The 24,371-nt window shown below is 63.3% G+C and carries 21 protein-coding genes and 1 pseudogene; 5 read left to right on the top strand and 17 right to left on the bottom strand.

The window, feature by feature from the left end; all coding sequences use genetic code 11:
* The 5 genes from C0Z19_RS27005 to C0Z19_RS26985 all read right to left on the bottom strand — a co-directional run.
* A partial coding sequence (locus C0Z19_RS27005; protein ID WP_199180802.1) for an extracellular catalytic domain type 2 short-chain-length polyhydroxyalkanoate depolymerase occupies positions 1 to 1,195 on the bottom strand: 1,195 nt, incomplete at its 3' end.
* Positions 1,196 to 1,341: 146 nt separating this feature from the next.
* Positions 1,342 to 1,836, bottom strand: coding sequence for a hypothetical protein (locus tag C0Z19_RS27000; RefSeq protein ID WP_102612897.1), 495 nt, complete (start codon positions 1,834 to 1,836; stop codon positions 1,342 to 1,344).
* A 28-nt stretch (positions 1,837 to 1,864) separates the two neighbouring features.
* Positions 1,865 to 2,311 (bottom strand): lysozyme, encoded by a 447-nt coding sequence (locus tag C0Z19_RS26995; protein WP_102612896.1) that lies wholly within the window; start codon positions 2,309 to 2,311, stop codon positions 1,865 to 1,867.
* Positions 2,304 to 3,068 (bottom strand): DUF2589 domain-containing protein, encoded by a 765-nt coding sequence (locus C0Z19_RS26990; RefSeq protein WP_233196307.1) that lies wholly within the window; start codon positions 3,066 to 3,068, stop codon positions 2,304 to 2,306. The genes C0Z19_RS26995 and C0Z19_RS26990 overlap by 8 nt, the downstream gene beginning before the upstream one ends.
* 30 nt (positions 3,069 to 3,098) lie before the next feature.
* Positions 3,099 to 3,791 carry a DUF2589 domain-containing protein gene (locus tag C0Z19_RS26985; protein WP_233196306.1) on the bottom strand — a complete coding sequence of 231 codons (693 nt, stop codon included), beginning with the start codon at positions 3,789 to 3,791 and terminating at the stop codon, positions 3,099 to 3,101.
* A 278-nt stretch (positions 3,792 to 4,069) separates the two neighbouring features.
* Between C0Z19_RS26985 and C0Z19_RS26980 the strand changes: the two genes are divergently transcribed.
* A complete protein-coding gene (locus tag C0Z19_RS26980; RefSeq protein ID WP_102612895.1) occupies positions 4,070 to 4,759 on the top strand; it encodes a response regulator transcription factor in 690 nt (229 codons plus the stop codon).
* Positions 4,760 to 4,779: 20 nt separating this feature from the next.
* Here C0Z19_RS26980 and C0Z19_RS26975 read toward each other — a convergent pair whose 3' ends face one another.
* From C0Z19_RS26975 to nirB, 9 genes are all read right to left on the bottom strand, one after another.
* Positions 4,780 to 5,865 carry a hypothetical protein gene (locus C0Z19_RS26975; RefSeq protein ID WP_233196305.1) on the bottom strand — a complete coding sequence of 362 codons (1,086 nt, stop codon included), beginning with the start codon at positions 5,863 to 5,865 and terminating at the stop codon, positions 4,780 to 4,782.
* A gap of 152 nt (positions 5,866 to 6,017) precedes the next feature.
* The gene (locus tag C0Z19_RS26970) at positions 6,018 to 7,802 is read right to left on the bottom strand and encodes a chloride channel protein (RefSeq protein ID WP_102612894.1); all 1,785 of its coding nucleotides are present in this window, start codon (positions 7,800 to 7,802) and stop codon (positions 6,018 to 6,020) included.
* Positions 7,803 to 7,823: 21 nt separating this feature from the next.
* Positions 7,824 to 8,240 (bottom strand): MarR family winged helix-turn-helix transcriptional regulator, encoded by a 417-nt coding sequence (locus tag C0Z19_RS26965; protein ID WP_102612901.1) that lies wholly within the window; start codon positions 8,238 to 8,240, stop codon positions 7,824 to 7,826.
* Between the two features lie 100 nt (positions 8,241 to 8,340).
* Positions 8,341 to 9,531 carry an HPP family protein gene (locus tag C0Z19_RS26960; protein ID WP_102612900.1) on the bottom strand — a complete coding sequence of 397 codons (1,191 nt, stop codon included), beginning with the start codon at positions 9,529 to 9,531 and terminating at the stop codon, positions 8,341 to 8,343.
* 144 nt (positions 9,532 to 9,675) lie between these two features.
* Positions 9,676 to 10,794: a CmpA/NrtA family ABC transporter substrate-binding protein gene (locus C0Z19_RS26955; protein WP_102612893.1), complete on the bottom strand. Its 1,119-nt coding sequence runs from the start codon at positions 10,792 to 10,794 to the stop codon at positions 9,676 to 9,678.
* Positions 10,795 to 10,798: 4 nt separating this feature from the next.
* The gene (locus C0Z19_RS26950; RefSeq protein ID WP_102612892.1) at positions 10,799 to 11,374 is read right to left on the bottom strand and encodes an ANTAR domain-containing response regulator; all 576 of its coding nucleotides are present in this window, start codon (positions 11,372 to 11,374) and stop codon (positions 10,799 to 10,801) included.
* 23 nt (positions 11,375 to 11,397) lie between these two features.
* On the bottom strand, positions 11,398 to 14,133 hold the full coding sequence (locus C0Z19_RS26945; protein WP_233196303.1) for a nitrate reductase: 2,736 nt from the start codon (positions 14,131 to 14,133) through the stop codon (positions 11,398 to 11,400).
* Between the two features lie 17 nt (positions 14,134 to 14,150).
* On the bottom strand, positions 14,151 to 14,471 hold the full coding sequence (nirD, locus tag C0Z19_RS26940; protein ID WP_102612899.1) for a nitrite reductase small subunit NirD: 321 nt from the start codon (positions 14,469 to 14,471) through the stop codon (positions 14,151 to 14,153).
* 19 nt (positions 14,472 to 14,490) lie between these two features.
* Positions 14,491 to 16,923, bottom strand: coding sequence for a nitrite reductase large subunit NirB (nirB, locus tag C0Z19_RS26935; protein WP_102612890.1), 2,433 nt, complete (start codon positions 16,921 to 16,923; stop codon positions 14,491 to 14,493).
* A 527-nt stretch (positions 16,924 to 17,450) separates the two neighbouring features.
* Here nirB and C0Z19_RS26930 point away from each other — a divergent pair.
* The gene (locus C0Z19_RS26930) at positions 17,451 to 18,104 is read left to right on the top strand and encodes a peroxiredoxin (RefSeq protein WP_102612889.1); all 654 of its coding nucleotides are present in this window, start codon (positions 17,451 to 17,453) and stop codon (positions 18,102 to 18,104) included.
* Here C0Z19_RS26930 and chrA read toward each other — a convergent pair whose 3' ends face one another.
* Together chrA and C0Z19_RS26920 are read right to left on the bottom strand one after the other, a co-directional pair.
* Positions 18,105 to 19,367: a chromate efflux transporter gene (gene chrA, locus C0Z19_RS26925; protein WP_102612888.1), complete on the bottom strand. Its 1,263-nt coding sequence runs from the start codon at positions 19,365 to 19,367 to the stop codon at positions 18,105 to 18,107. It lies immediately after the preceding gene.
* Positions 19,368 to 19,371: 4 nt separating this feature from the next.
* On the bottom strand, positions 19,372 to 19,695 hold the full coding sequence (locus tag C0Z19_RS26920; protein WP_102612898.1) for a hypothetical protein: 324 nt from the start codon (positions 19,693 to 19,695) through the stop codon (positions 19,372 to 19,374).
* 156 nt (positions 19,696 to 19,851) lie between these two features.
* On the opposite strand from C0Z19_RS26920, the gene C0Z19_RS29045 reads away from it, so the two are divergent.
* Positions 19,852 to 20,076 (top strand): Rieske 2Fe-2S domain-containing protein, encoded by a 225-nt coding sequence (locus C0Z19_RS29045; RefSeq protein ID WP_102612887.1) that lies wholly within the window; start codon positions 19,852 to 19,854, stop codon positions 20,074 to 20,076.
* Here C0Z19_RS29045 and C0Z19_RS26910 read toward each other — a convergent pair.
* Positions 20,070 to 21,017: an urea transporter gene (locus C0Z19_RS26910; protein ID WP_146012161.1), complete on the bottom strand. Its 948-nt coding sequence runs from the start codon at positions 21,015 to 21,017 to the stop codon at positions 20,070 to 20,072. The two genes, C0Z19_RS29045 and C0Z19_RS26910, sit on opposite strands and share 7 nt — an antisense overlap.
* Before the next feature lie 318 nt (positions 21,018 to 21,335).
* Here C0Z19_RS26910 and C0Z19_RS26905 point away from each other — a divergent pair, with 318 nt between their 5' ends.
* Both C0Z19_RS26905 and C0Z19_RS26900 read left to right on the top strand, forming a co-directional pair.
* On the top strand, positions 21,336 to 23,882 hold the full coding sequence (locus tag C0Z19_RS26905) for a glucose/quinate/shikimate family membrane-bound PQQ-dependent dehydrogenase (RefSeq protein WP_102612885.1): 2,547 nt from the start codon (positions 21,336 to 21,338) through the stop codon (positions 23,880 to 23,882).
* Between the two features lie 257 nt (positions 23,883 to 24,139).
* Positions 24,140 to 24,371: pseudogene (locus C0Z19_RS26900) on the top strand (Rhs family protein); the annotation flags it as partial.

Genomic DNA, 24,371 nt, shown 5'->3' with positions numbered 1-24,371 from the left:
GGGTGGGCGTAGCGTGCAGGCGTTCGATCATCTTCATGACGGCTGCCATCTGCGGTGCTTTGCGCGTGTAGAAGTCAGGCTTGCTCGCGTCGTCGCTCGTGTAGCCCCAGAAGTCCCAGCATTCGAGCGGATTGCTTGGCGAGCCCCGATTGGCCGAGGCGATTTGCGGATAGAGCACGATGATGCGATTGGTATCGGCGAACTCGTTGTAGCCCGTGTCGCGCACGAAGCGCAGCCCGACTTTGCCGACGTTTTGCAGACACCCGTGGAACACGACGTGGACGGCGCAGCCCGATTCGTGGCAGCTTTGCGGCACATAGACGTAGCCGCTATCTGCCAGCGATGCGCGATGTTTCGGGTCGAATTCGTTCTGGTCGAACAGGATCAGGTCGCCCGTGGGCTTCGCCGCTGGCGATTTGAGTTCGATACCCGGTCCGCCGTAGATCCATTGCAGAATCTGTTGCGATTGCTCGATGCCGCAATTGTTGATGTACGGGCCCGCGTTCGAATCGCAGGCGATGTCGTCGGCATGATTGGTCAGTAACGCGTGTCCGGCGTTCGGGAGCTTTTCGTAGTCGATGTTCGTCTTCGGCACGCCGGCGAGTTCGAAGAAGCGGGCAGCCTGATCGACGACTTTCGTGAAGACGACGGAGTCCTTTGCTCCGCTGAACAGATACACGCGTTGGCGCTTCAGGTTGGCCGTGTCGTCGATCAGGCCGTCGGCGGCGAATTGATGCGCATCCTTCAGCGCGATTTCCGCTTTCGGGGCAGGGCCGAACGGGCGCATGCACGAGGTCACGGCCGCGGTCGCCAGTGGCTTGACGCCCGCGGCGCCCGCACAGTAGAACTCGCCGCCCGCAACGATGCCGGCGCCGATCAACTCGCCAGAATACGCAACGTCGAATTGCGAAGCCATGAATGCACCCGACGACAACCCCGAGACCGATGTGCGCGAAAGGTCCGCGCCATAGCCTTGCAGGCGCGGCGCGGCGTCCTCTTGCGCGAGCGCCGCTTTTGACACGAGCGTGACGAGCGCGAAGCCGATCGCGGCAGCCCACGCGACGCGGCGCATCGTCTGCGCAGTCGAGGCGCGCCGCACGCTTTCCAACCCGGCTTTGCGCACGGCATCGAGCCGGGCCGTGCTCGTGAGCGGATAGGACAGCGATACACGGTTCTTCTCCGTGGTTCTATTCATTTAGTACTCCTATCTATCCTGTATGGGCGTTGTGCTTCTGTATGAACAGCGTACGAGGTCGGTCGTCGGTATCAAATAGGGCGAATGGCCCGGATGTGGCTATGTGGCTCGCGTTCTATGACGTTCTGCCTCGGTCCCTGATCGTGCTATTTCGGCGATGCAATGCAATACGTGACCGGGATAAACGTCTTTCGGTCGGGCGTTGCAAGCGCGACCGGCTCGTTCGCTCGCGTGTAGATGAGGCGTAGTACGCCGCGTGGCCCGTAACCGCTGTCGATCTCGGCGGCCAAGCGGTCGCCGTCGGCAATACCCGCTCGACTTTTGCCCGAGAACATGACCGGGCGCGTTTGCGGGTCGTCCCATTGCGCTGCGTCGGCCGACAGGAACAGCGACGTTGGCAGTTTGCGTTCGCGGTACAGGCTCTCGAGCGTCGCAACGAGACGATCGGCGCATCGTGGACAGAGTTCGGGTTGCCGCTGGGTGCGCAGTGTCTCGGCGATGTGGTCGACTTCGGAACGGCATGTCGGCGGCGAATCGGCGCGTGCCGCGCCGAGCAGCGCCATGAAAAGTGCGCTCGCGAGGCCGCCTGCGCGCAGCCTGCGCAACGACGTCTGTAAGGCGCGTGAGTGGCGTGCATGCATGGTTAAAAGTCCTTTCTGATGGGTCTTGTCAGGAGAGAAACAACTGGCGTTCAGCCTGACGCCGCTTGGTCAGGCCGGCCAATGGCTTGCCGCCTGCCTTGTTCCAAACGAGAAATTGATTCGCGGCCTTTTGAAATTGGCCCGCGTTCAGGCAGCGCAGCAAAGTCGACGATTGCAGCCGCCCTGGGCCGAGATTGAAGACGAAGCCCATCAACGCATCGAACTGCTGCTGCGTGATCGCAATTCTTACGAGCTTGCGTAGCGCGAGCTCATGACTGCGCAAGTCCTTCTTCAGAAGACTCTCGGCAGCGGCCGCCGTCAGAGGCGCATCGAATTTTTCGTGGGGGAGGATCAGATGGCCGTAGCCGATCGTCGGCTTGCCGACCGCATCGAGGTAGCGGCTCAGGCGCAGGCCCTCGAAGCGTTTGATCAACTCGATGCCGTCCTGGCCAGTGTGCTCCGGGCGTTCAAGCATGGGGATTCTCCTCATCGGTGGGGGTGGACCGCGCAGGACGCGTCGGCCGCGGGACCAGACGGTGCGTGTATTCGTCGATCACGCGCATGATCGCGTCGGGCGGGGCGAGGGCCGTGAAATGCATCTCGATGTCGATGTGCTCGGTAGCGCGATCGCGTGCTGAACCATCGACACTGCGTTTCGACGGCGGCGCGAGGGTGACGTGGAAGCGGGCGCGATGATCGCCCCCATCGACGGGCATCGCTTCCGCGAAGTCGCCGCGCACCGTCAGATGAACGACCATCTTTTCGAGCGCCAGCCCCCGCGGTGTCGCTAGCGCGACGAGCGGCACAGGCATCGTATGTTCGGCATCGAGCGCGAGGTTGACCGTGCGGGCCGTCAAAACGCCTTCGTCGTCAGAATCGAAGAAGGTGTCGAGCACCCGCGTATATTGCTGAGCGAGCAACTGATTGGCCGACGCCGCAGCGTGCTGCATACCGCGCGCGATCTCGTCGAGCGCCAAGCCCCGCGGGGGTGGGCCCGGTGGCGGATTTTGCGGTGGCCTCGCCGGAGGATCGGGCGGCACCGGTGGCACGCCGCCGGGCGGTTGGGACGCGGCGCCCTCGGTGCGTGCATCGGCACCGGGCATCGACGGCGCATCGCCGTCCCATCGCTGCCAACCCTCGTCATCAGCGCTCGGGCTTGCCGGCGGGGGCTCCGCCGCGGCTGCCTGGTCGCGCGGGGCGGTGTTGCGCCGTCGCTTAAAGAGGTTGAACATGTCGGCCTCGATCGGGATGCGTCGCGCGCATCAGGGCGTCGTCGCCGCGGCTTGAGGCTGCGCGTTTGCGGCGGGCGCCGCCCCCGGCGTTGCGGCATCGCTCTTCTGACCGACCAGTGAGCCGTCGGTCGGCGTAGGCGGCAGCGCCTTCACGTTCTTCGCTTTGTCTTCGGTCACGACGGGCTTGGTGGCGGCATCGGTCAAAAAATCGATGACGCGCATGAGCGCCTCGGGCGGCGGCTGGCGGCGCACCTGCGTATGGATCGAATACTTGGCGCGCGTATCGGTGCTGCGCGTCTGCTCGGCTTTGTGTGACACTCGGCCCGAGATGCTCACGCTGACGGGGCCCCAGCCCAGTTTCGCCTGGAATTCGCCGCCGGCTTCGGTCGAGGACGACGACTTTTCGGATTGCGTGATTTCGAGCTCGAAGTCGATCGTGCCTTCTTCGATCGCGATGATGGGGTGGACGATTGCGGCCAGCAGCGGAATACGCATCGTTTTTTGCACGACGCCTTTCGATACGCCGTTCTCGTCGACGAGCGATTCGTCGTAATCGAACTGTACGGCAACCGCTTTGCCGTCCTGAATGCAGACCTGCATCAGAAAATCGGCGTAGCTTTTAGCAGCCTGCGTCTGCGCGGTAATCATCGCCTTCAGCGGACCTGCGATCATTTGATCCATCGGCAATGCGTTGATCACCGACCCGATAAAATTCGCTTCCATAAGAAAACCTCCGTGTCCGAAATGATGCAGCGTGGTTACGCTGTCGCGTTCAAATTACGGGGTTCGAGTCAATGAACAAAGAGGCCGCTTGTCATGGCCGGAGACACAGGACCAATGCGCCGCGCTGGGCCGCGCGGTACGGGGCCTTTCGGATTAGTACGTCGGTCATGGATCTTCGGTGCTAGTGCGCCCCGAAGAAAACGGCGGTAAAAAAGCAACCGAATGAGATGTGTTAGACGTCGCTAATAGAACATCTCGCTACCGAGGGAAGCGCGTAAATGAACGTCCTGATGATCGACAGTCTGCCCCTATTCGTAGCCGGCGTGACCGATGCTCTCCTAAAGCTTGATAAGGATTGCAAAGTATGGTCCGCCGAAAATCCCGAGGACGTTTATCGGGTCCGCGAAAAATCACTTGCGGATGGTATCGATGCCATCACGCTCGAATGGGATGACGACGCGGCTCGCGTCGGGTGGCCGAAGTTGTTGCCGGAAGTATTCGGCACTGTGCCATGGCTTTTCGTCGTGCGCAACGGGGGGCGGCACGCCATTGCCGATGCGCTGTTGGCGGGAGCGGCCGGGGTCGTCGAGCGTCACGCGACGGCCGATGAATTTGCGCAGGCGCTCAAACAAGTGGCATCGGGGGCAATCTATGTTCCGTCGCGCTATCGGGACGACGGCGAGCCGTCGTCGCGTGCGTCATCGATCCACGGGGAGCGGCGGCTCGATCGTTTGACGCCACGACAATTGGAGGTGCTGCGCTTGCTCGCCGAAGGCAAGTCGAACAAGCAAATCTGTAGAGCGCTGAACGTGGCCGAGGGGACCATCAAGAACCACCTGTACGCGCTCTTTCGTCAAATCGGCGTCAGCAACCGGACGGAGGCGGCGCTTTGGCTCGCGCGACGCGTGTCCGCCGAAGCGTCGAGGCCGTCGATGCAGGCTCGCCCGGCGTTGGCCGGCGCCGAATGACGCCAGCGCCGAAGCACGTTTCACTGCGATGGCGCGTCGGCAGGCGGCGGCGCGATGCCAGGGCGAGGCGATGCGTCAGGGGCGGCGCGAAGCGATTCCGAGCCGAGCATCGTGCGCGTCAGCGCGGCGAGTCGTCGCCGGACGTCTTCTGTCGAGCCCGTTTCATCGAGTGATTGCTGAAGCTCGACGAGGCTTGCGGCGAGCTCGCTTTGCATTTGCGTGCGCGTCTGCGCCGTTTGAGCCCGTTCGGCGTCGCGCGCCGCTTGAATGCCGCTCGCGGGATCGCCCTTGACGAGGGCGTCGAGCGTATCGACGAGGCGTTGCAGCAACCGATGCACGGCGGTCGCCGAAAAACCGCCCAACATCGCGAGCGCGGGTTTGCCGAAGCTGCGCATCCCGCCGTTCGCGAAGAGATCGCGCGGCAGCATTTCGACGAGAATCAGCCCGGCGATGACGCCGAGTATCAAGCGCGCGCCGTATGAGGCGTCGTAGCGCGGGTCATAGGTCGCGTCCGCGATATAGCGGTGCGCCTGAAACAATGCGGCAAAGGATGCGCCGAGCCCCGCGCAGAAAATCAGGAACAACGTGTTCCAGAGCAGGCTTGCGCCGCTTGCATCGAGAAATCCTTGCTCGATGTTTTTGGCGGAAACGTCGGGCGAAAGACCGGCGGCGATCACGGCGACGAGAAAGACGATGGCCGCCACGCTCAGCAATCGGATCAATGGCACAGGGCCAAGCCAGGCCAATGGATGAGGGTTATGGTAGTGAGCGTCGAGCAGCATCACGGCCTGCGGCGTGGCTGGGGCGATGGCAATCGACAGCTTGCCGTGCATGACGGCCAAGGTGCGGCGAGCGTCGGGCTCGTCGGCGAAGTCGTTCGAGGTTTCGTTGCGAGCCCGCGCGCTCAACCGCGCCAGTTCGGCGATCATCTCGGGTGCAACGGGCATGGCGTGCCGCAGCGCGAAGCGCGCCATTGCCTCGCATTCACTCAGCAGTTGAGCATCGAGCGAACCGGCGTCTTCGTATGATCGCGGCCGTGCCGTATCAGCCGCTGCGATGGAGCGCGCTTGCGTGCGCGAGCGTTGGGGTGACCAGGGCAGGTGCATGACGATCGTCCTGTAGCGGGAACCGAAGGGACCGGCCAATGCCGGTATCGGCTGCACTTTGCGCCCGTGTGAAGGGCGCGAACAATCGGGCGAAAGTCATGCGAGAGGGAAGGGACGATCGACTTGTGTCGCCCTCGGGCGAAGGCCTGGCCTCACACCGGACTGCGTCGCTTGGCGGGCCGCCATGAGACGCGGCGGAAGCGCTCCCTTTTCTGTTCTTCCTCGAAATGCAGGCGCGACGGATTGACGAGGTCGCTGCGCGAGACGATACCGATCAGCCGCATCGATTCGCGGTCTTGCACGACCGGTACGCGTTCGAGCCCTTGTACAGCGAGACGGGCGGCAATGAGGCGACACGTTTCGCCCGGCAATGCGACCACGGGCGCGCTGGCGGCGAGCGCATCGCCGAGCGTCATATCGCGGCCGACGCCGTTTTCCGCGTCGGTCAGTGCCACGAGCGTTTGACGATCGGCCACACCGACGAGGCGATCGCCGCGCACGACCGGGTACGCACGATGGCTTTGGCCGGCGCCGAAGAACGATGCGAGCGCTTCACGCACGCCGAGGGCCGCGTCGATCGTTTTCACGTCGCGCGTCATGACTTCGTCGACATGATGCCGCTCGAGCGGATCGACGCCGTACTCGCGATAGATGTGATACCCGCGCCGCGCGATCTTTTCGGTCATGATCGAGCGCTTCATGACGACAGTCGTGAACCCGTGGGCAACGAGCGTCGCCGTCAACAGCGGAAGCAGCGCATTGCTGTCGTGCGTGAGGCCGAAAGCGAACACGATCGCCGTCAACGGCGCGCCGAGCGTGGCCCCGAGCGTGGCCGCCATGGCCACGAGCGGCCACAGCGCGGCATCGTGCCCCGGCAGCACGGGGCCAAGCACGATGCCCAAGCCGGCACCGAGCATCAGCAATGGGGCGAGCACGCCGCCCGAGGTGCCCGAGCCCAGCGCGATGACCCAGATGATCGCCTTCACGACGAGAATCGCGACGGCCACATGGACGGCGAGCTGATGATGCAATAAATCGCCAATGACGTCATAGCCTACGCCGAGCACGCGCGGCTCGATGAAACCGCCGACGCCGACCGCGAGCCCACCGATCGCGGGCCACCACATCCAATGCAGCGGCAGCTTGGCGAACAGATCTTCAGTCGCATAAAGGGCGACCGACAGGCCCGATGCGAGCGCACCGCTGGCGACGCCGAGAATCAAGCAGGAAATCAGCGAGATGGCCGAGGGCGGTGCAGTTTCGAGCGGAAACAGCGGCCCGATGCCGAACCATGCGGCCCGCAGGAAACCGGCAACGGCACAGGCGAGCGCAACGGGCAGGAAACTGCGCGGCCGCCATTCGAACAACAGCAACTCGACGGCAAGCAGCACAGCTGCCACCGGCGTGCCGAAGACGGCCGTCATGCCCGCGGCGGCGCCGGCGACGAGCAGCGTCTTGCGCTCTGCCGCCGTGACCTTCACGCATTGCGCGAGCAGCGAGCCGAGCGCGCCGCCCGTCATGATGATCGGGCCTTCGGCGCCGAACGGGCCGCCGCTGCCGATCACGATGCCCGATGAGAGCGGCTTGAGCACGGCGACCTTCGGCGACATACGGCTCTTGCCGAACAAAATGGCCTCGATCGCTTCGGGGATGCCGTGCCCGCGAATCTTGTCGGAGCCGAAGCGCGCGATCAGGCCGACGATGAGACCGCCCAGGGCCGGAATGAGCACAACCCAGGCGCCGAGCCGGTTATCGGCAGGCGAATGGTTCGCAAACGAGAACGTGCCGAAGAAGAACACGTTCGTGAACAGGTAGATCAGTTTGAGCAGCACGATGGCCGCGATCGTGCCGAGCATGCCGATAACGGCTGCCAGCGCGCAAATGCCGGGTAACCGCGCGTTCGCGGAAAAGTCTCTCTTGTTTGGGTCGATGCTCATAGGATCTGCCTGTTCATACACTCATAAATCGACTTGCGGCACACTGAATGCCCCTTGCAGCGAGTTCAATTCGGCTCGATGCAGGGCCGCCAGTTTCGCCAGTACTGTTTCACCCGCTTTTTGCAGGTGGACTTCCACTTGCCGGCGATCGGTCTCGCTCACTTTGCGCTTGACGAGATCGAGCGCTTCGCAACGCGAGACGAGGGCCACGACACCGTGGTGTTGCGCCTGCAAGCGCTCGGCCAACTCGCCGATCGTCGCCCATTCGCGGCCCGGATAGCCCTTCACATGCAACAACAACAAGTACTGCAGCGGCGTGATACCTTCGGCCTGAGCCGCGCGCTCCGAAAAGCGCTCGAAACGCCGCATTTGATAGCGGAACTCCGACAACTGCTCGAAATCGGTCTTGGCAAGTGCGCGTGCGGCGGACGTTTTCATCGTGGTCACGAATGGAGTAGGGTCGAACGTGAAATATATCACGTTGTGATATATTTCGGCATGATTCACGTCATCCGTTCGATCGAACCGGGTTCCCATTTCAGGCGCTGCGCAATTGCCGCGTTTGCGTTTGCCGATGCAGGCCGCCGATCAAATCCGCCTGGGTGATCATGCCGATCAATCGTCGGCGTTCGTCCACGACGGGAATGTGATGGTGCCCGTAATGCGCGAACACGGGAATCAATTGGGCCACCGATAGATCGGCATCGACCGTGCGCACGTTCGGCGTCATCAGATCGTCGACGCGGCGGCTTGCCGATGCGTCGCGCCAGAGCGAAATGCCTCGACTGCGCGGGCCGCGCAAGCCGAAGGCCGTGCGCCCGACGAAATCGGTACGCGTGACGATACCCACGACGCGGCGCGTTTCGTCGATGACGGGCAGCGCCTTGATCCGGTTGCGTTCGAGCAGTCGCCAAGCCGCGGCGGCCGTGGTTTCACTCGAGACGGAGACGGCATCGCGCGTCATGATGTCGGCGCATTTGAGTTCGCTGAAGCTGCGCGCATAGGCGACCAGCTGCGCTTCGTGCACGAGGGATTCGAGATCGTCGGCGGCGACGTCGATCAACTCGCCGCGCTCGCGGACGATCGCCTCGAGATCGGCGCGAGTCACGCCGGCCGCGCCCGGCGCGGTATGCGCCGCGGGGCGGGCGACGTGCGGATACCGATGGCCCGTCACGGTGTGATAGACGATGGCCGACGCCAGCAGCACCAACGATTGCAATGCGACGGGTTCGAGCACGAACCGCAAGCCCAGGGCATGAATGGCCGGGCCGCCGAGCACGGCAGTCAATGCAACGGCGCCCGAAGGCGGGTGGATGCAGCGCAACGCGAACATCACGCACGTTGCGGCGGCAAGCGCCAACGCGGCGGCCAGAATCGGGTCGCCGATCCACATTGCACTGAGCACGCCGACGGTCGCGGCCACGAGGTTGCCGCCGATGAACGACCACGGCTGCGCCAGCGGGCTGGCCGGCACGCCGAACAGCAACACGGCCGATGCGCCCATGGGGGCGATCAAGAATGGAATCTGCGCTTGCGGGCCGAGCAGCCAATGCATCGATGCGCCCGTTGCGGCAATGCCCAGCAACGCACCGAAACACGAGCGCAGACGCTCGCGCCACGAAACGGAGACAGGATGCGGAGCAAAGCTGGCGAACCAGCGCAGGACGGCTTGGCTAGGCACGATGGTTTTCTTCGGATCACATGACGAAAGCGCGGCGAAAGGTCGCATGCTGCGCTGCGGAAGCGCGAGATTATATGTCAATGTGATATATCTGCGCCATCGCGAGTCCCGGACCGTTGCGGCGACGCCGCAAATCCTGGGCATAACAACGATGGAAGCAACAGGTGGTGCCGGTGTGCCGACGCGAAGATGTCAGCGCCGGATGGCGTCGTCGCAGAACGTATCGACGTGTGCCGCTTCGTCAGGTAGGGGCCACGATGGGTCGACCATGGCCGCCGCTTCGCAATAAAGCGCCGTTTGATTGATGCGCGCGGCGATGGCCTCGTCGTGGGAAGCCGGCACCTCGGCTTCGCGCAGCAATCCCCAGCGCCGATATTGCGCAAGGAACCAGCGCCCTTCGGATACGCGCGGATAGTTGACGGCCCCGCCGCCGAAAAAGGCCACGGGCAGCGGCGCGTCTTTGAAGCGCTTGCCCCCTTCGCGACCGACGAGGCGAGGCGCGATCAAGTCGCGTGGCACATCGAGCGCGTCGGGTTTGGCCAGCCAATGGGATATTTCATCGCGGTGCCCGGGGGCATCGACCCATCGGCACGCTTCAAGCATCGTGCGCACGAGGGCGCGCGCCGTGGCGGGATAGCGTTCGACGAACGCGCGCCGGCAAGCCAGGACCTTCTCGGGATGATCGGGCCAGATTTCGCTCGTGGCAATGACGGTTTGTCCCGCGCCGCGCGCTTCGGCCACTGCGTGCCAGGGCTCGCCGGCGCAAAATCCGTCAAGGGTGCCGGCCTCCAGCGCGTCGACCATGCGCGGCGGCGGTATGACGACGCTCTCGATCTGCTCGCGCGGATTCACACCGTGCATCGCCAGCCAGTAGTAAAGCCACAGCGCATGGGTGCCCGTCGGAAACGTCTGCGCGAAAACAGGCGGACGCCCTAGCGTCGCGAGCGCAGCCTTCAAATCGCCCTCGGCATCGAGCGCACCTGCCAGCCGCGAGGACAGCGTGATGGCTTGTCCGTTGCGATTGAGCACCATGAGCACCGCCATCTCGTCGCGCGGCCCGCCGATGCCAAGCTCGACGCCGTATACGAGGCCATACAGCGCATGCGCGCAGTCGATTTCTCCGGAGATCAGCTTGTCACGCACGGCCGCCCACGAGGGCTGGCGGCATAGTTCGAGCGTGAGCCCGTGGCGATGCCCGAATTCGAGCACCTTGGCCGCGATCAGCGGCGCAGCGTCGGACAGTGCGACGAAGCCGATGCGCAGATGGGCTTTCTCCAACGCTTCCGGGCCGTTCGATGCGATGTGCGTCATGGTGCTACCTCGAAGAGTCGGCCGCTTCGAGCACGCGGCGCGCAATGTCGGCGAGTCGAACGCCGGCATCCATCGCGCGCTTGCGCAGGGTGGCGTATGCGTCGTTCTCGGAAAGTTTGCCGCGCTCCATCAACAGCCGTTTCGCGCGATCGATTGTCTTGCGATCCTCGAGTTCGCTCTCGGCCTTCGCGAGGCGCTGCCGCAATTTTTCTTCGTGTGCGAACCGTGCGAGCGCAACTTCCAGGATGGGCGCGAGCTTGTCGGCCGCAAGGCCCTCGGTCATATACGCGGTGACGCCGGCATCGACGGCCGAACGGATCAACTGCTGGTTCGTGTCGTGACTGAACATCAGCACAGGGCGGGGCGCCGCCTCGTTCATCACCGCAAGCTGCTCGAGCGTGTCTCGCGACGGCGATTCGGTGTCGATGATGACGACATCGGGCCGTTCGCGTTCGACGATTTTCGGCAAGGCGTGCGGCGCAGCCGTCTCTGGCAGCATGTCGTAGCCGAGACGCGCGAGCGCCTCGCGCAGTTCGCCGATGGGCTTGTCGGTATCGGTAACGAGCAAAATACGCAGCATCAGGGCAGGGCGTTGGACGCGCGTTATGCGGGCGCCGTCGTGTTCAGCAATCGCTTGATCTCGGGGACGCATGAGCCGCAGACCGTGCCGCAGCCGAGCGTCGCTTTGAGCTCATCGAGGCCGGCGCCCGTCGCGATCGCCTGTTCGATCTGCGGCTGCGTGACCTGCTTGCAGTTGCACAGGACACGCACGCGCGGTGCGAGACTGCGCACCGGCGTATCGCCGCCGAGCAGAACGATCGCGTGACGCGGGCCTTGCCAAGGGGCAGCGGTACGAATCTGCTCGATCAACGCCGCAGCGGGACTCGTATCGCCGGTCAGCAAGAAGCCGTCGACCAGCTCTCCATTCCAGGCGACGCGCTGCGCGCGACCACGACGCGCGTCGCGGTATTCGAGCAACTCGTCGCCACGCGCCAATCCTAGCGCATCGTGCAGGCGTTCGGTCCATTGTGCATCGGCCTCGACATCGGCCGCCGAGACGACGACGAGATCGTCGGCTTCGACTCGAATCGATGCATAGCGGCGCGCGGCCAGGAGCGGCTGGACGGCCTCACGCAGAGCAAGCACGTCGCCGCGTTTCGCAGCGACGAGCCGCCACGGCAGCTTGGCAGCCTCCACGCGCACCGCGGCATGCTTGAGTTCCGGTTGCTTCGAGTCGGGATCGACCGCGCCGATCGTCGCCTCGTTGATGCCGCCGCTCGCAAGGAATTGGCCGCTCCAGTGCATGGCGGCGAACACCGTGCCCGACGGCAGGTCGTCGGTCGTTTCGACGGGCAGCACGAGTTTGCCGCGGCGGCTCGTCACCGTGACGAGATCGCCGTCCTTGAAACCTCGCCGCACGGCGTCCTCGGGGCGCATCGATAACGCCGCTTCGGGCGCATGGTTGAACGAGGCACTTGCACGCGCCGTGCGGCTCATGCCATGCCACTGGTCGCGCAGACGCCCCGTCAGCAGGCGGAAGGGATAACGTGCGTCGGCAGGTTCGGCCACGCCCTGGTATGCGGTCGTGTGAAAGCGCGCGCGGCCATCCTCGGTTGCGAACACGCCGTCGGTGTAACGTCGCGCCGCCCCTGACGCGGCATCGGCCGGAAACGGCCATTGCTGCGGGCCGTCGGTTTCGAGGCGATCGTAAGAAAGGCCTTCGATGTCTAGATCCCGCCCGATCGTGAGCGTGCGATGTTCGTCGAAAACGTCCTTGGGCGAAGCGAAACCAAACAGCTTGGAAGTGCAGTCATGCGCCTGCGGCCCGGCGAGACGCGCTTCGAGCCGGCGGGCGATTTCATTGGCGATCCACCAATCGGGCCGCGCGTCGCCCGGGGGCTCGACGGCGGCGCGCACGCGCGAAATCCTTCGCTCGGAGTTCGTGACCGTGCCGGCCTTTTCGCCCCAACTCGAAGCGGGCAGCAAGACGTCGGCATAGGGCACGGTATCCGTCTGTAAAAACGACTCCTGCACAACGACGAACTCGGCTTTGCGCAACGCTTTTCGCACGCGCTCGATATCGGGCATCGAATGGACCGGGTTCGTGCAGGCGATCCAAACGGCCTTGATTTTCCCTTCAGCGAGTGCGTCGAACATATCGACGGCCGGCAACCCCGGCCGCGCCGACAATCCGCTCACGCCCCACAACGCCTCGACTTGCGCGCGATGTTCGGCATTGCCGATGTCGCGATGTGCCGCGAGCATCGTCGCCATGCCGCCCACTTCACGGCCCCCCATGGCATTGGGCTGACCCGTCAACGAAAACGGCCCCGCGCCGGGCTTGCCGATCTGGCCCGTCGCCAGATGCAGATTGATCAACGCGAGGTTCTTGTCGGTGCCGCGGCTCGATTGATTCAAACCCATGCAGTAGAGCGACAGCGCGGCAGGGCTTGCGGCGAACCATTCGGCCGCGCGCAACAGATCGGTCTCGGCTACGCCGCAGATCTGCGCGGCCATGTTCGGCGTATAGCCGCGCACGAGCGCTTTCAGTTCGTCGAACCCGGCCGTATGCGCGGCGACGAAGTCGCGCTCGACCAGACCTTCCCAGATCATGTGATGCAACATGCCGTTGAACAGCGCGACATCGGTGCCGGGGGTGATCGCGAGATGGAGGTCGGCCAATGCGGCCACATCGGTGCGGCGTGGATCGACGACGATCCATTTGATCGACGCGTCATTGGCCTTCGCTTCCTCGAGCCGCCGGAACAGCACCGGATGTGCGTAGGGCATATTGCTGCCCGCGAACAGGACGGTTCGCGCCAGCTCCAGATCTTCATAACAGGTCGGCGGTCCGTCCGCGCCGAGCGCCTTCTTATAGGCCGTCACCGCGCTCGACATGCAAAGCCGCGAATTGGTGTCGATGTTGTTCGTACGAATCAACCCCTTCGCGAGCTTGTTGAAGACGTAATAGTCTTCCGTCAGAAGCTGCCCGGAAATATAGAATGCGACGGCGTCCGGTCCGTCGCGCTCGATCACATCGGCAAAACGCGCCGCGACGTGATCGAGTGCGAGGGACCAGTCGGTCGGCTCGCGCCTGGCTTCGCGCGTGAGCCGCAACTCGGGACGCAGCGCGCGTCCGGTCTCGCTCGCCGCCGTGAGCGGCAGCGAGCGGCCCTTCGTGCAAAGCCTGCCGAAGTTCGCCGGATGCTCGGGATCTCCCTCGATCCCTGTGATTCGGCCGTCCTGCGATTCGATCAGCACGCCGCAGCCGACGCCGCAGTAGCAACAGGTCGAACGCGTGACGGTTTTGGCGAAACCTCCCTGATGGTCGGCTTTCATCGCGGCGGCATCCTCGCTCATGCAAAGCGGACGAATACGGCTTCGCCGTCGACTTTCACCGCGAAACGCAGCGTGCAGCCTTCGTCGGGCGCGCAGGCATCGCCCGTTTCGAGCGAGATATTCCAGCTATGCAGCGGGCACGTGACCGTATTGCCGTGAACGATGCCTTGCGAAAGCGCGCCGCCTTTGTGCGGGCAGCGATCGTGCAGCGCGAACACTTCATCGTTAGCAGTCCTGAACAGTGCGACATCGCCGTCGTCGCGCTTGACGACGCGGCTGCCCAGGCGAGGAATGTCGGAGACGCTGCAAACATGCGTCCAGATGGAGGAAGTCGGCATATCCATGTGATCGGTAACCTCAAGCGATGACTTTGATCGGAATGTATTCGCGCTGATGCTGCCCATCGACGCGCGCCTGCCACGGATCGGGCAAGCCTTCGAGCGAATACAGCAGCCGCTCGTAGAGCGCACGACGATTGGCGGCGTCCTCGACGATCTTGCGCTTGACGTAATCGAGCCCGACGCGTGCGATGTAGTGCACGGTGCGATCGAGGTAATGGGCTTCCTCGCGATAGAGCTGCAGGAAGGCGGCCGTGTATTCCTTCACTTCCTCCGCCGTCTTGACCTTGGCGAGGAATTGCGCGACCTCGGTCTTGATCCCGCCGTTGCCGCCGACGTAAAGCTCCCAGCCGCTATCGACGGCGATCACGCCGACGTCCTTGATGCCCGCTTCCGCGCAATTGCGCGGGCAACCGGAAACGGCCAGCTTGACCTTGTGCGGCGACCACATGTTCGCGAGCATCGTCTCGAGGTCGATGCCCATTTGCGTGCTGTTTTGCGTACCGAAGCGGCAGAATTCGCTACCGACACAGGTCTTTACGGTACGAATCGATTTGCCGTAGGCGTGCCCGGATTTCATCCCGAGGTCTTGCCACACGTTGACGAGGTCTTCCTTCTTCACCCCGAGCAAGTCGATGCGCTGTCCGCCCGTGACCTTGACCATCGGGATGTTGTATTTGTCCGCGACATCGGCGATCCGACGCAATTCGTCGGGGGTCGTGACGCCGCCTTTCATCTGCGGCACGACGGAAAACGTATTGTCCTTTTGAATGTTGGCATGCACGCGTTCGTTGACGAAACGGCTTTGCGGATCGTCGAGCGCTTCGTGCGGCCAGGTCGACACGAGGTAATAGTTGATGGCCGGGCGGCAGGTCGCGCAACCGTTCGGCGTGCGCCATTCGAGAAAGTCGTACACGGCCCGGTGCGTGAGCAGCTTGTGCTCGCGCACGGCTTTGCGCACTTCGTCATGCGTGCGATCGGTACAGCCGCAGATCGCCTTGGTCTTCGGCGTGTCTTGGAAGCTCGTGCCGACCGTGCTCATCAGGATCTGCTCGACGAGGCCCGAGCATGAACCGCACGAACTGGCCGCCTTCGTGTGCTTCTTCACTTCATCGAGCGTGAAGAGCCCCTTTTCGGTGATGGCTTTGACGATCGTGCCTTTGCAGACGCCATTGCAGCCGCACACTTCATCGGAATCCGCCAGCGCGGCGGCGCGATTATGACCTTGCACGCCGGCGTCGCCGATGCTCGATTCGCCGAACATGAGGCGATCGCGCAACTCGCCGAGCTTGCGGCCCTCGCGCAGCAGCTTGAAATACCAGGCGCCGTCGGCCGTATCGCCGTACAGGCACGCGCCGACCAAACGATCGTCCTCGATCACGAGCTTCTTGTAGACGCCGCCGGCAGGGTCCGACAGCACGATCTGCTCGGTACTGTCGTTGCCGATGAAGTCGCCGGCCGAAAACAGGTCGATGCCCGTCACCTTGAGCTTTGTCGAAAGCACCGAGCCCTTATACGTACCGATGCCCATCAGCGCAAGATGATTCGCGCAGACTTTTGCCTGTTCGAACAGCGGAGCAACGAGACCATACGCGACGCCGCGATGGCTCACGCATTCGCCGACGGCATAAATACGCGGGTCGTACGTTTGCAGCGTGTCGTTGACGACGATGCCGCGGTCGCAATGCAGGCCCGCCGATTCGGCCAGCGTCGTATTGGGGCGAATGCCTGCGGCCATGACGACGAGATCGGCCTCGATTTCGTCGCCGTCCTTGAAACGCACGCCGGCCACTTCGCCGGCATCGTTGCCGACGATTTCCGTCGTTGCCTTCGACAGAAGAAACTGCAGGCCGCGCGCTTCGAGCGAGCGCTGCAGCAGGCGGCCCGCGTTCGAGTCGAGCTGGCGTTCGAGCAGCGTCGAAGACAAATGCACGACAGTGACGTCCATGCCACGCAATTTCAGGCCGTTGGCCGCTTCCAGGCCGAGCAGGCCGCCGCCGATCACGACGGCGCGACGCTTGACCGAAGCCGCGTCGATCATCGCCTGCGTGTCGCCGATGTCGCGGTAGGTGATCACGCCTTTGAGCGTGGCGCCCGGCACCGGCAGGATGAACGGCTGCGATCCCGTCGCGATCAGCAGGCGGTCATAAGGGGCTTCGGTCCCGTCTTCGGCCACCACGACGCGGCGCTTGCGATCGATGCGCGAGATCGTCTTGCCCGTATGCAGCCGGATCCCGTTCTGCTCATACCATTCGAGCGGATTCAGGATGATGTCCTTGAACGACTGCTCGCCGGCCAGCACGGGTGAGAGCAGAATCCGGTTGTAGTTCGGATGCGGCTCCGCGCCGAACACGGTGATCTCGTAGTGATTCGGTGCGAGCGCGAGCAGCTCTTCGATCGTCCGGATGCCGGCCATGCCGTTGCCGATGACGACGAGTCGGGGCGCATTCATCGTTGCTTACTCCTTGAACCGTTGAAGTCGCAGCGTCATTGCTCGACGAGGAAAGAAACCATCAAAAGGCATGCATCAACGAAAACGGCGTCCGCTCGTGTCGAAGCACGAGAGGGACGCCGTTGTCCTTGAAGCGTGCGCGAGGAAGGCTGGCGCAGCGCGTGCTGCCGTCGCTTCACATTCGCATTGCATTGCATGCATCCCGACACCGTTGCCGGGTACGGGTGGGTCTATGCAAAGGCTGTGCCATGTACGCTCGAGGCTTATCCCGCGGGGCACAGAGCGAAAATCTGCACCGCGACGAGGCGTGGGATGCGAATCATGCCGCACCGCAGCAGTGCAGCGTGTTACCCAGGCCGCACTTGTTCGGCGCGAGGCTCGTCCGGTTCGGTGCGCCGATACGATAATGTCCCTCATCGAGGTCTATAATTCGGAGCCTCATCCGCATCTCATGCCGCGCGAGATTGCATCGAATGCAGCGCGCGGATTTCCATGCTTGCCAACGTACCTAGACAAGGAGGTTCGATATGACCATCCGCATCGGCGATGTCGCTCCCGATTTCACCGCGGAAACCACCGAAGGCACGATCAGGTTTCATGAGTGGATCGGCGACAACTGGGCGATCCTGTTTTCGCATCCGAAGGATTTCACGCCCGTTTGCACGACCGAACTCGGCTATATGGCCCGCCTGAAGCCCGAGTTCGACAAGCGCAAGACCAAAATCATCGGCTTGAGCATCGATCCCGTCAGCGATCATAAGAATTGGGTGGGCGACATCGCAGAGACGCAAGGACACGCGGTTAACTACCCGCTGATCGGCGACTCCGATCTGACGGTCTCGAAGCTTTACGACATGATTCATCCGAACGCGAGCGGCGGCACGCGCACGGCGAACGACAACGCCACGGTCCGCTCGGTCTTCATCGTGGGCCCGGACAAGAAGATCAAGGCGATGCTCGTCTATCCGATGAGCGCCGGCCGGAATTTCGACGAAGTTCTACGTTTGCTCGATGCGCTTCAGCTCAATGCGCAGCATGCCGTTGCGACGCCGGTCAACTGGCGCCCGGGCGACGACGTCATCATCCCGACGTCGGTATCGGATGAAGAAGCGAAGAAGAAGTATCCGCAGGGCTTCAAGACGCTCAAACCGTATCTGCGTACGGTTGCGCAACCGAAGTAACTACCCTCCGATAGCGGCTGCGATGCCTGCGGCCGCACACAGCGCCACCACGAGCAGTGGCGGCGCTTTCCACCTCACCAGCAACAGAAAGCCGGCCGCCGCGATGGCGAAATCGAGCGGCCGATGCACGGCGCTGGTCCAGACCGGCGAATAGAGTGCGGTCGCGAGCAGGCCGACGACGGCTGCATTGATGCCCGCCAGGATGGCTGCGGTGGATGGGCGCGAGCGCAGCGCCTGCCAGTGCGGCAGCGCAGCCACGACCAGCAGCAGGCCGGGCAGAAAGAGGGCAATAGTGGCGAGGGCCGCGCCTGCGAGCCGTCCCCACGCGCTCGACATCATCCAACCCAGATAGGCGGCGAAGCTGAACAGCGGCCCCGGCACCGCCTGGGCTGCGCCGTAGCCGGCGAGCAGATCGTTCGTGCCGACCGCGCTTTGGATCACGTGCTGCTGCTGCAGCAGCGGCAGCACGACATGGCCGCCACCGAACACGAGCGCGCCCGAACGGAAAAACGCGTCGAAAGCCTGTAGGGCCTGGCCCGTCGAGGCGCTCGGCCCCGTTGTGAGGCGAATGGCGGCGGGCAGGCCGATCAATAGCAGAACGAACAGCGCAAGGGCAAGCGCGCCGGCTTTGCGCGAAATCTGCCGCTCCGGCGCGATCCCCGGATCATGTGCTGCAGACACCGGGCGCAGGTGGAGCGCTCCTTCTCGGCCGTAAAAAGCGAACCCCGCGGCGGCGCCGCAAGCAATGACAATCAGTTGCGCATAGGCCGTTTGCATCGCGGCGAGCAGCGCGATCGAAGCCATTGCGATTGCCGCGCGACGCCGGTCGGGACACAAGCGCCGCCCCATGTCCCATACGGCCTGCGCGACGACGGCGACGGCCGTCAGCTTGAGCCCATGGATGAGCCCCTGGCCGACCATCCCGCCAAGATCGGGGGCGAACGTGGCGAAGACGAGCAACAACAGCACCGAAGGCAGCGTGAAACCGCACCACGCCGCAAGGCCGCCGAGCCAGCCGGCGCGTAACAGACCCACGGAAAATCCGACCTGGCTGCTCGCAGGGCCGGGCAGAAACTGGCAGAGGGCGACGAGATCGCCGTAGGCAGCTTCGTCCAGCCAGCCACGCCGCTCGACGAATTCACGGCGGAAGTAGCCGAGGTGCGCGACAGGGCCGCCGAACGAAGTCAGCCCCAGTTTGAGAAAGACGGCAAGCACCTCGAATGCCCCGCGGCCGCGTGTGGCCGCAGGGGCGTCGATCGTTATCGGCTCAATGATTGAACCTCTTCATTGCTTCCGATTCGAGGGCCGCTTGCCAATCCTCGGACGCTTCGATCGGATTGGTCTCGTCTTCGATCGAAAATTCGGCACGCTCGGCGGCGATCCGCGCATCGCCGAAATCGTCGTCGAAGTTTTCGTCCTGGCCGTCTTCGCTCGGCGGCTCGAGCATGTCGCGCAGCATGGCGTCGAGCTCGGGCGTGTCCCATGGCTTGCCGTGCTGCTTGCACACTTTGATGTAATGCCTGACTTCAGCGTCCTGTTCCGGCGTGAGCGGAAGCCCGCGGAAAGTCCGCTGGGGATCGATGTCGGCCATGATGTCCTCCGCGGCGAGAGATGTCCGAGTGTAGCGCGTGCGCGCTTCGACGGCTATACGGAACGGTTCGCAAGATAACCGTTCGAACTTCGTATCCCAGGCGACCGTTGCGCTGCACGCGTCGTTTGCCGCCACACCTGACGCAAGCGTGAAACGATGGGGATCGGCGATGCCTTTCTTGAGATCCGCGGCGATGCGATCGAATGTCCCTATCACGGGCTGCGCTTCGATCGCACCGGGCAATGTGTTCACAGCCCGCACGGCGATGGCCGCATCCCGTCCGCAGCTCGCGTAACCCGCTATTCCAGTTTCTGCACCCGGAAACGCTCGGGCGCCAGTGCATGCGTGAATGACATGCCGTTTCGTTTGTTTTCTTACTGAACGAAAAGCCGTGTCCTTGCGAGCACGCGCATCGACATGCGGACGCACCAGGTGGCGACGACGAACGGCGCGCTCATGGCGGGCCACCCCGCATGAATGCAAACTTGTTGCAGTAGCGCGGATAGAGCGGCAGCCGAAGCCCCGGTTACTGCGTTTCGATCCGCAAGCGCGAGGGCGGCCAGTGCTCCGTTGAAACCGGATACGCCCGCCACCGACGAAGAATGTGGGGCGCCACAAAGCCGCGCAACGGCTGTCGCGATGGCAGCGCCGCCAAGCGCGCGCAGTGCGGCGCGGCGCGAGGCCATTGCAATTCCGGCCAGTATCAAGAGGCCCGGCACCAAGCCCGATGCGAAAACCGTTTGTGCCATTGCCGAGAGGAAGCCGTCCAACGGGCCTGGCAGGGGCGCGTTGAAGGCGGCATTCGAGAATGTCGCCAAGGAAAAGCGCATTTGAGCGGCTCGCTCGTATAGGGGGCCTAAATCGGCGCGAGAGCCGGCCGCGCAGGACTGCGCAATCTGTTCGATCAACATCCAACCCCAGGTCGCAACCAGGCAGGGACTCGAATACATCGCCAGATTTCGATCGCCCAGCCAGCGCAATGCAGACCTGCACAGAGAGGTAGCGGCGATTGCGGACAGCAGGGCGACAGCAAGCGCAGTGTATGCGTCATCGATCGATGCAGCCGCGGCGAGTGCGCACAAGACGCCATTGAAGCCATACACGCCGTCTCGCATGATGTCGGAATCGTAATGCAGGATAACTGCGCAAATATGTGCCGCCATCGCACCCATGATCGCAGCGCAGGCAAGCCGCAGATCGCACAGTGCAAGCGCGAATAATACGCAGATGCCTGTGCGTGCGCTGCCCTGTAAAACAGTTTGTCCAAAGCAGCGCAGCAGCGTTCGCGGTATGGCGAACCCGGTGTCGTGAGCAGATTGCATGAACGAAAGCGGTTGGTGCGTCCCGGCGGCGCGAGACACGGGCGCGGTAAGCGATCGAAGCGCGAGAATAGAGCAGGCAATGCCCTGACGCCATGCGACGCAGTGAATAGTCGCTATTCGCAAGGTGGTCGTCGTCACAGGGGGGCAAAGTCAGTCTCGTCGTAGACATGGCAGAGACGTAATAGAAAGCGAATCGAAAGAAGAAGTTCGGGAATGACTCTTGCGAGCGCTCTTAATTTGACCGACGGGAAGTATTTGATGCGCCTGAACGATGGCCCGTCTTTCCAAATCGTTACCGAGGGAGAGGCTTAGCCCGGTATGTCGACCCCATCCAGTTCTTTACGCATCCTCAATGCGCTGTCCGTTGTTTTCTGCGGCCTCACGGCGCTTTATCTATTGATCGGCGGGGCTTGGCTGCTGGCAGTCGGCGGCTCGCCGTACTACGTGGCGACCGGTATTGCACTGCTCGCCGTGACGTGGCTCATCTGGCGACGACATCCTGCTGCGTTCCTGCTTTATGCGGCCATACTCGTGGGCACGGCCGCGTGGGGGCTCTGGGAATCAGGTCCGGACTTCTGGGCGCTGGTCCCGCGCTCTGATGTGCTCGTTATCTTCGGCATATGGTTGCTGCTTGCCGTGAGTCCTTCGCTTGTGCCGCCGCGGGGCGTGGCTGTCGGTATGCTGCTGCTTGCGCTCGTGATATGGGGGGGCGTGCTCGGCTATGCGGTATTCAACGACCCGCAGACCGTCAATGGAACCCTAAGTGGAACGCCGAACGCTCAGGCGGCCACGGCTCCGGCGAGCGGCGTCGAGGCGGCCGATTGGCCCGCGTACGGCCGCACCTTGCAAGGCACGCGCTACTCGCCTATTGCGCAAATCACGCCGGACAATGTCAAGAATCTGAAGGTGGCGTGGATTTTCCGCACCGGCGACACGAAAGGGCCAAACGATCCGGTCGAGATCACAAACGAAGTCACGCCGCTGAAGATCGGCGATTTGCTCTATACCTGTTCGCCGCACCAGATTCTCTTCGCGCTCGACGCGCAGACGGGCAAGCTCAAATGGAAGTTCGATCCGAAGCTGAAGGCCGATCCGTCGTTCCAACACGTTACCTGTCGCGGCGTTTCCTACGCCGACCTCTCGACGAACAGCGCCGAAGCACCCGCCCCTGCCTCCGCGCCGGAGAGTAACGCAACTGCGGCGGCGCAGGCGACAGCATCGGATGCATCGGCGGCGTCCGCTGCGTCCGCTGTTCCTGCCGCATCGGACAGCCCGGCTTCCGCGGCCGCGTCCACGTCGACGCCGGCATCTGGCGCTCAGCAGGCCACTGGGGCACCGGGCCTTTGTACGCGGCGCATCTTCCTGCCCGTCAACGACGGCCATCTCTACGCCCTCGATGCGGAAACGGGCCAACGGTGCCCCGATTTCGCCGACAACGGCGATCTCGATCTCCAACAGAATGAGCCCGTTACGACGCCCGGCATGTACGAGCCGACGTCGCCGCCTGTCGTCACGAGCAAGGTCATCATTGTCGCGGGATCGGTGGAAGACAACTTCTCGACGCGCGAGCCGTCTGGCGTGATTCGCGGCTTCGATGTGCGCACGGGCAAACTGCTTTGGGCGTTCGACCCGGGCGCGCAAGATCCGAATGCGCTTCCCGGCCCGGGCCGGCACTACACGTGGAATTCGCCGAACTCATGGGCGCCTGCCGCCTACGATCCAAAGCTGGACATGGTCTATCTGCCGATGGGCGTCTCTACGCCGGACATCTGGGGCGGCAACCGCACGCCGCTGCAAGAACGCTATGCAAGCGGCTTGTTAGCGCTACATGCCTCGACCGGCAAGCTTGCGTGGTTCTACCAAAGCACACACCATGACCTATGGGACATGGATCAACCCTCGCAGCCGACGGTAGCCGACATCACCGGCAAGGACGGCAACACGATTCCCGTCGTGTATGCGCCTGCAAAGACGGGCAACCTCTACGTATTGGATCGCCGCACCGGCATGCCTGTCGTGCCCGCGCCCGAGCGTCCGGTGCCGCAGGATCCGGCGCCAGGAGATCGCCTGTCGCCCACTCAGCCGTTCTCTGCGCTGACGTATCGCCCGACAAAGAACCTCTCGGGTGCCGACATGTGGGGCGCGACGATGTACGACCAACTTGTCTGCCGCGTGATGTTTCATCGGCTGCGCTACGACGGAATCTACACGCCGCCTTCGTTGCAGGGCACGCTCGTATTCCCCGGCAACCTCGGCATGTTCGAGTGGGGCGGCATTGCAGTCGATACCGATCGTCAAATCGCGATCGCCAATCCGATTGCATTGCCGTTTGTCTCCCGGCTGATTCCACGCGGTCCCGGCAATCCGATGGAGCCCGTGGCCGGCGCCAAGGGCAACGGCACTGAAGCCGGTGTGCAGCCCCAATACGGCGTGCCTTACGGCGTAACGCTGAACCCATTTCTTTCGCCGTTCGGCCTGCCCTGCAAGCAGCCCGCGTGGGGCTACATCTCGGCGATAGATTTGAAGACCAACCAGATCGTCTGGAAGAAGCGCATCGGCACTGCGCGCGATAGCTCGTCCATACCGCTGCCGTTCAAGCTGGGCATGCCGATGCTTGGCGGTCCGATTGCGACGGCGGGCGGCGTCGCATTCATTGCCGCGACGGCGGACAACTACATTCGTGGTTACGACGTCAACAACGGCAAAGAGCTCTGGCGCGCGCGTCTGCCAGCGGGCGGCCAGGCCACGCCGATGACGTATTCGGTGAACGGGCGCCAGTACGTCGTGATCGCCGCGGGCGGGCACGGCTCGTTCGGCACGAAGCTCGGGGACTACCTCATCGCTTATGCGTTACCGAATCAGTGATCGATGTCGGCGCTTGACACCCGCGTGCGGGCGCCGCCGGTCATTCAACAATCGGCCAGAGTCCCTACAGTGTTCGGCCGCCAGGGACAGTTCGTTGCCGCGGGGGAATTTATTTCCGGTCTGAAGGGTAATCATCCGTTTGCGGCATTAATTACCCTTTGGATCTACGGCGATTCTTAACCGATTGCCGGTGCGGTAGATTTGTCGGTCTGCATTCATTAGAATCTGGCGCACTTAAAAGAAATCAAAGAATCGCCATGGCCGACGCGACCGTATTGCAGCCTAAACCGACCGACGTATTCGTCTCCCCGTTGATTCGCATTTCACCGGAGGATGTGAATTCGGCTATTCATGAGTTGGACGCATGGCTGCGGAGAATCAGTGGGGGCTGGGTAACGGTCGAGCGCTTGAAGACGGTTGCGCAGAACGTGCCGGTTCTGGCGAATATCTTTGCCGCGGTCGATGCCGTGATGGACATCAGGGCGATGA

Origin of the sequence: Trinickia soli (genome assembly GCF_002879855.1) — a bacterium.
Lineage (GTDB): Bacteria > Pseudomonadota > Gammaproteobacteria > Burkholderiales > Burkholderiaceae > Trinickia > Trinickia soli.
The sequence above is the reverse complement of the archived record's forward strand: the minus strand, read 5'-3'. Positions and strand labels throughout refer to the sequence as shown.

Bases quoted from the DNA above. Each gene is read 5' to 3' on its own strand.
- C0Z19_RS27000 (WP_102612897.1), bottom strand. From the start codon at position 1,836: ATGCATGCACGCCACTCACGCGCCTTACAGACGTCGTTGCGCAGGCTG.
- C0Z19_RS26995 (WP_102612896.1), bottom strand. From the start codon at position 2,311: ATGCTTGAACGCCCGGAGCACACTGGCCAGGACGGCATCGAGTTGATC.
- C0Z19_RS26990 (WP_233196307.1), bottom strand. From the start codon at position 3,068: ATGTTCAACCTCTTTAAGCGACGGCGCAACACCGCCCCGCGCGACCAG.
- C0Z19_RS26985 (WP_233196306.1), bottom strand. From the start codon at position 3,791: ATGGAAGCGAATTTTATCGGGTCGGTGATCAACGCATTGCCGATGGAT.
- C0Z19_RS26980 (WP_102612895.1), top strand. From the start codon at position 4,070: ATGAACGTCCTGATGATCGACAGTCTGCCCCTATTCGTAGCCGGCGTG.
- C0Z19_RS26975 (WP_233196305.1), bottom strand. From the start codon at position 5,865: ATGCACCTGCCCTGGTCACCCCAACGCTCGCGCACGCAAGCGCGCTCC.
- C0Z19_RS26970 (WP_102612894.1), bottom strand. From the start codon at position 7,802: ATGAGCATCGACCCAAACAAGAGAGACTTTTCCGCGAACGCGCGGTTA.
- C0Z19_RS26965 (WP_102612901.1), bottom strand. From the start codon at position 8,240: ATGAAAACGTCCGCCGCACGCGCACTTGCCAAGACCGATTTCGAGCAG.
- C0Z19_RS26960 (WP_102612900.1), bottom strand. From the start codon at position 9,531: ATGCGACCTTTCGCCGCGCTTTCGTCATGTGATCCGAAGAAAACCATC.
- C0Z19_RS26955 (WP_102612893.1), bottom strand. From the start codon at position 10,794: ATGACGCACATCGCATCGAACGGCCCGGAAGCGTTGGAGAAAGCCCAT.
- C0Z19_RS26950 (WP_102612892.1), bottom strand. From the start codon at position 11,374: ATGCTGCGTATTTTGCTCGTTACCGATACCGACAAGCCCATCGGCGAA.
- C0Z19_RS26945 (WP_233196303.1), bottom strand. From the start codon at position 14,133: ATGAAAGCCGACCATCAGGGAGGTTTCGCCAAAACCGTCACGCGTTCG.
- nirD (WP_102612899.1), bottom strand. From the start codon at position 14,471: ATGCCGACTTCCTCCATCTGGACGCATGTTTGCAGCGTCTCCGACATT.
- nirB (WP_102612890.1), bottom strand. From the start codon at position 16,923: ATGAATGCGCCCCGACTCGTCGTCATCGGCAACGGCATGGCCGGCATC.
- C0Z19_RS26930 (WP_102612889.1), top strand. From the start codon at position 17,451: ATGACCATCCGCATCGGCGATGTCGCTCCCGATTTCACCGCGGAAACC.
- C0Z19_RS26920 (WP_102612898.1), bottom strand. From the start codon at position 19,695: ATGGCCGACATCGATCCCCAGCGGACTTTCCGCGGGCTTCCGCTCACG.
- C0Z19_RS29045 (WP_102612887.1), top strand. From the start codon at position 19,852: ATGGGGATCGGCGATGCCTTTCTTGAGATCCGCGGCGATGCGATCGAA.
- C0Z19_RS26910 (WP_146012161.1), bottom strand. From the start codon at position 21,017: ATGCAATCTGCTCACGACACCGGGTTCGCCATACCGCGAACGCTGCTG.
- C0Z19_RS26905 (WP_102612885.1), top strand. From the start codon at position 21,336: ATGTCGACCCCATCCAGTTCTTTACGCATCCTCAATGCGCTGTCCGTT.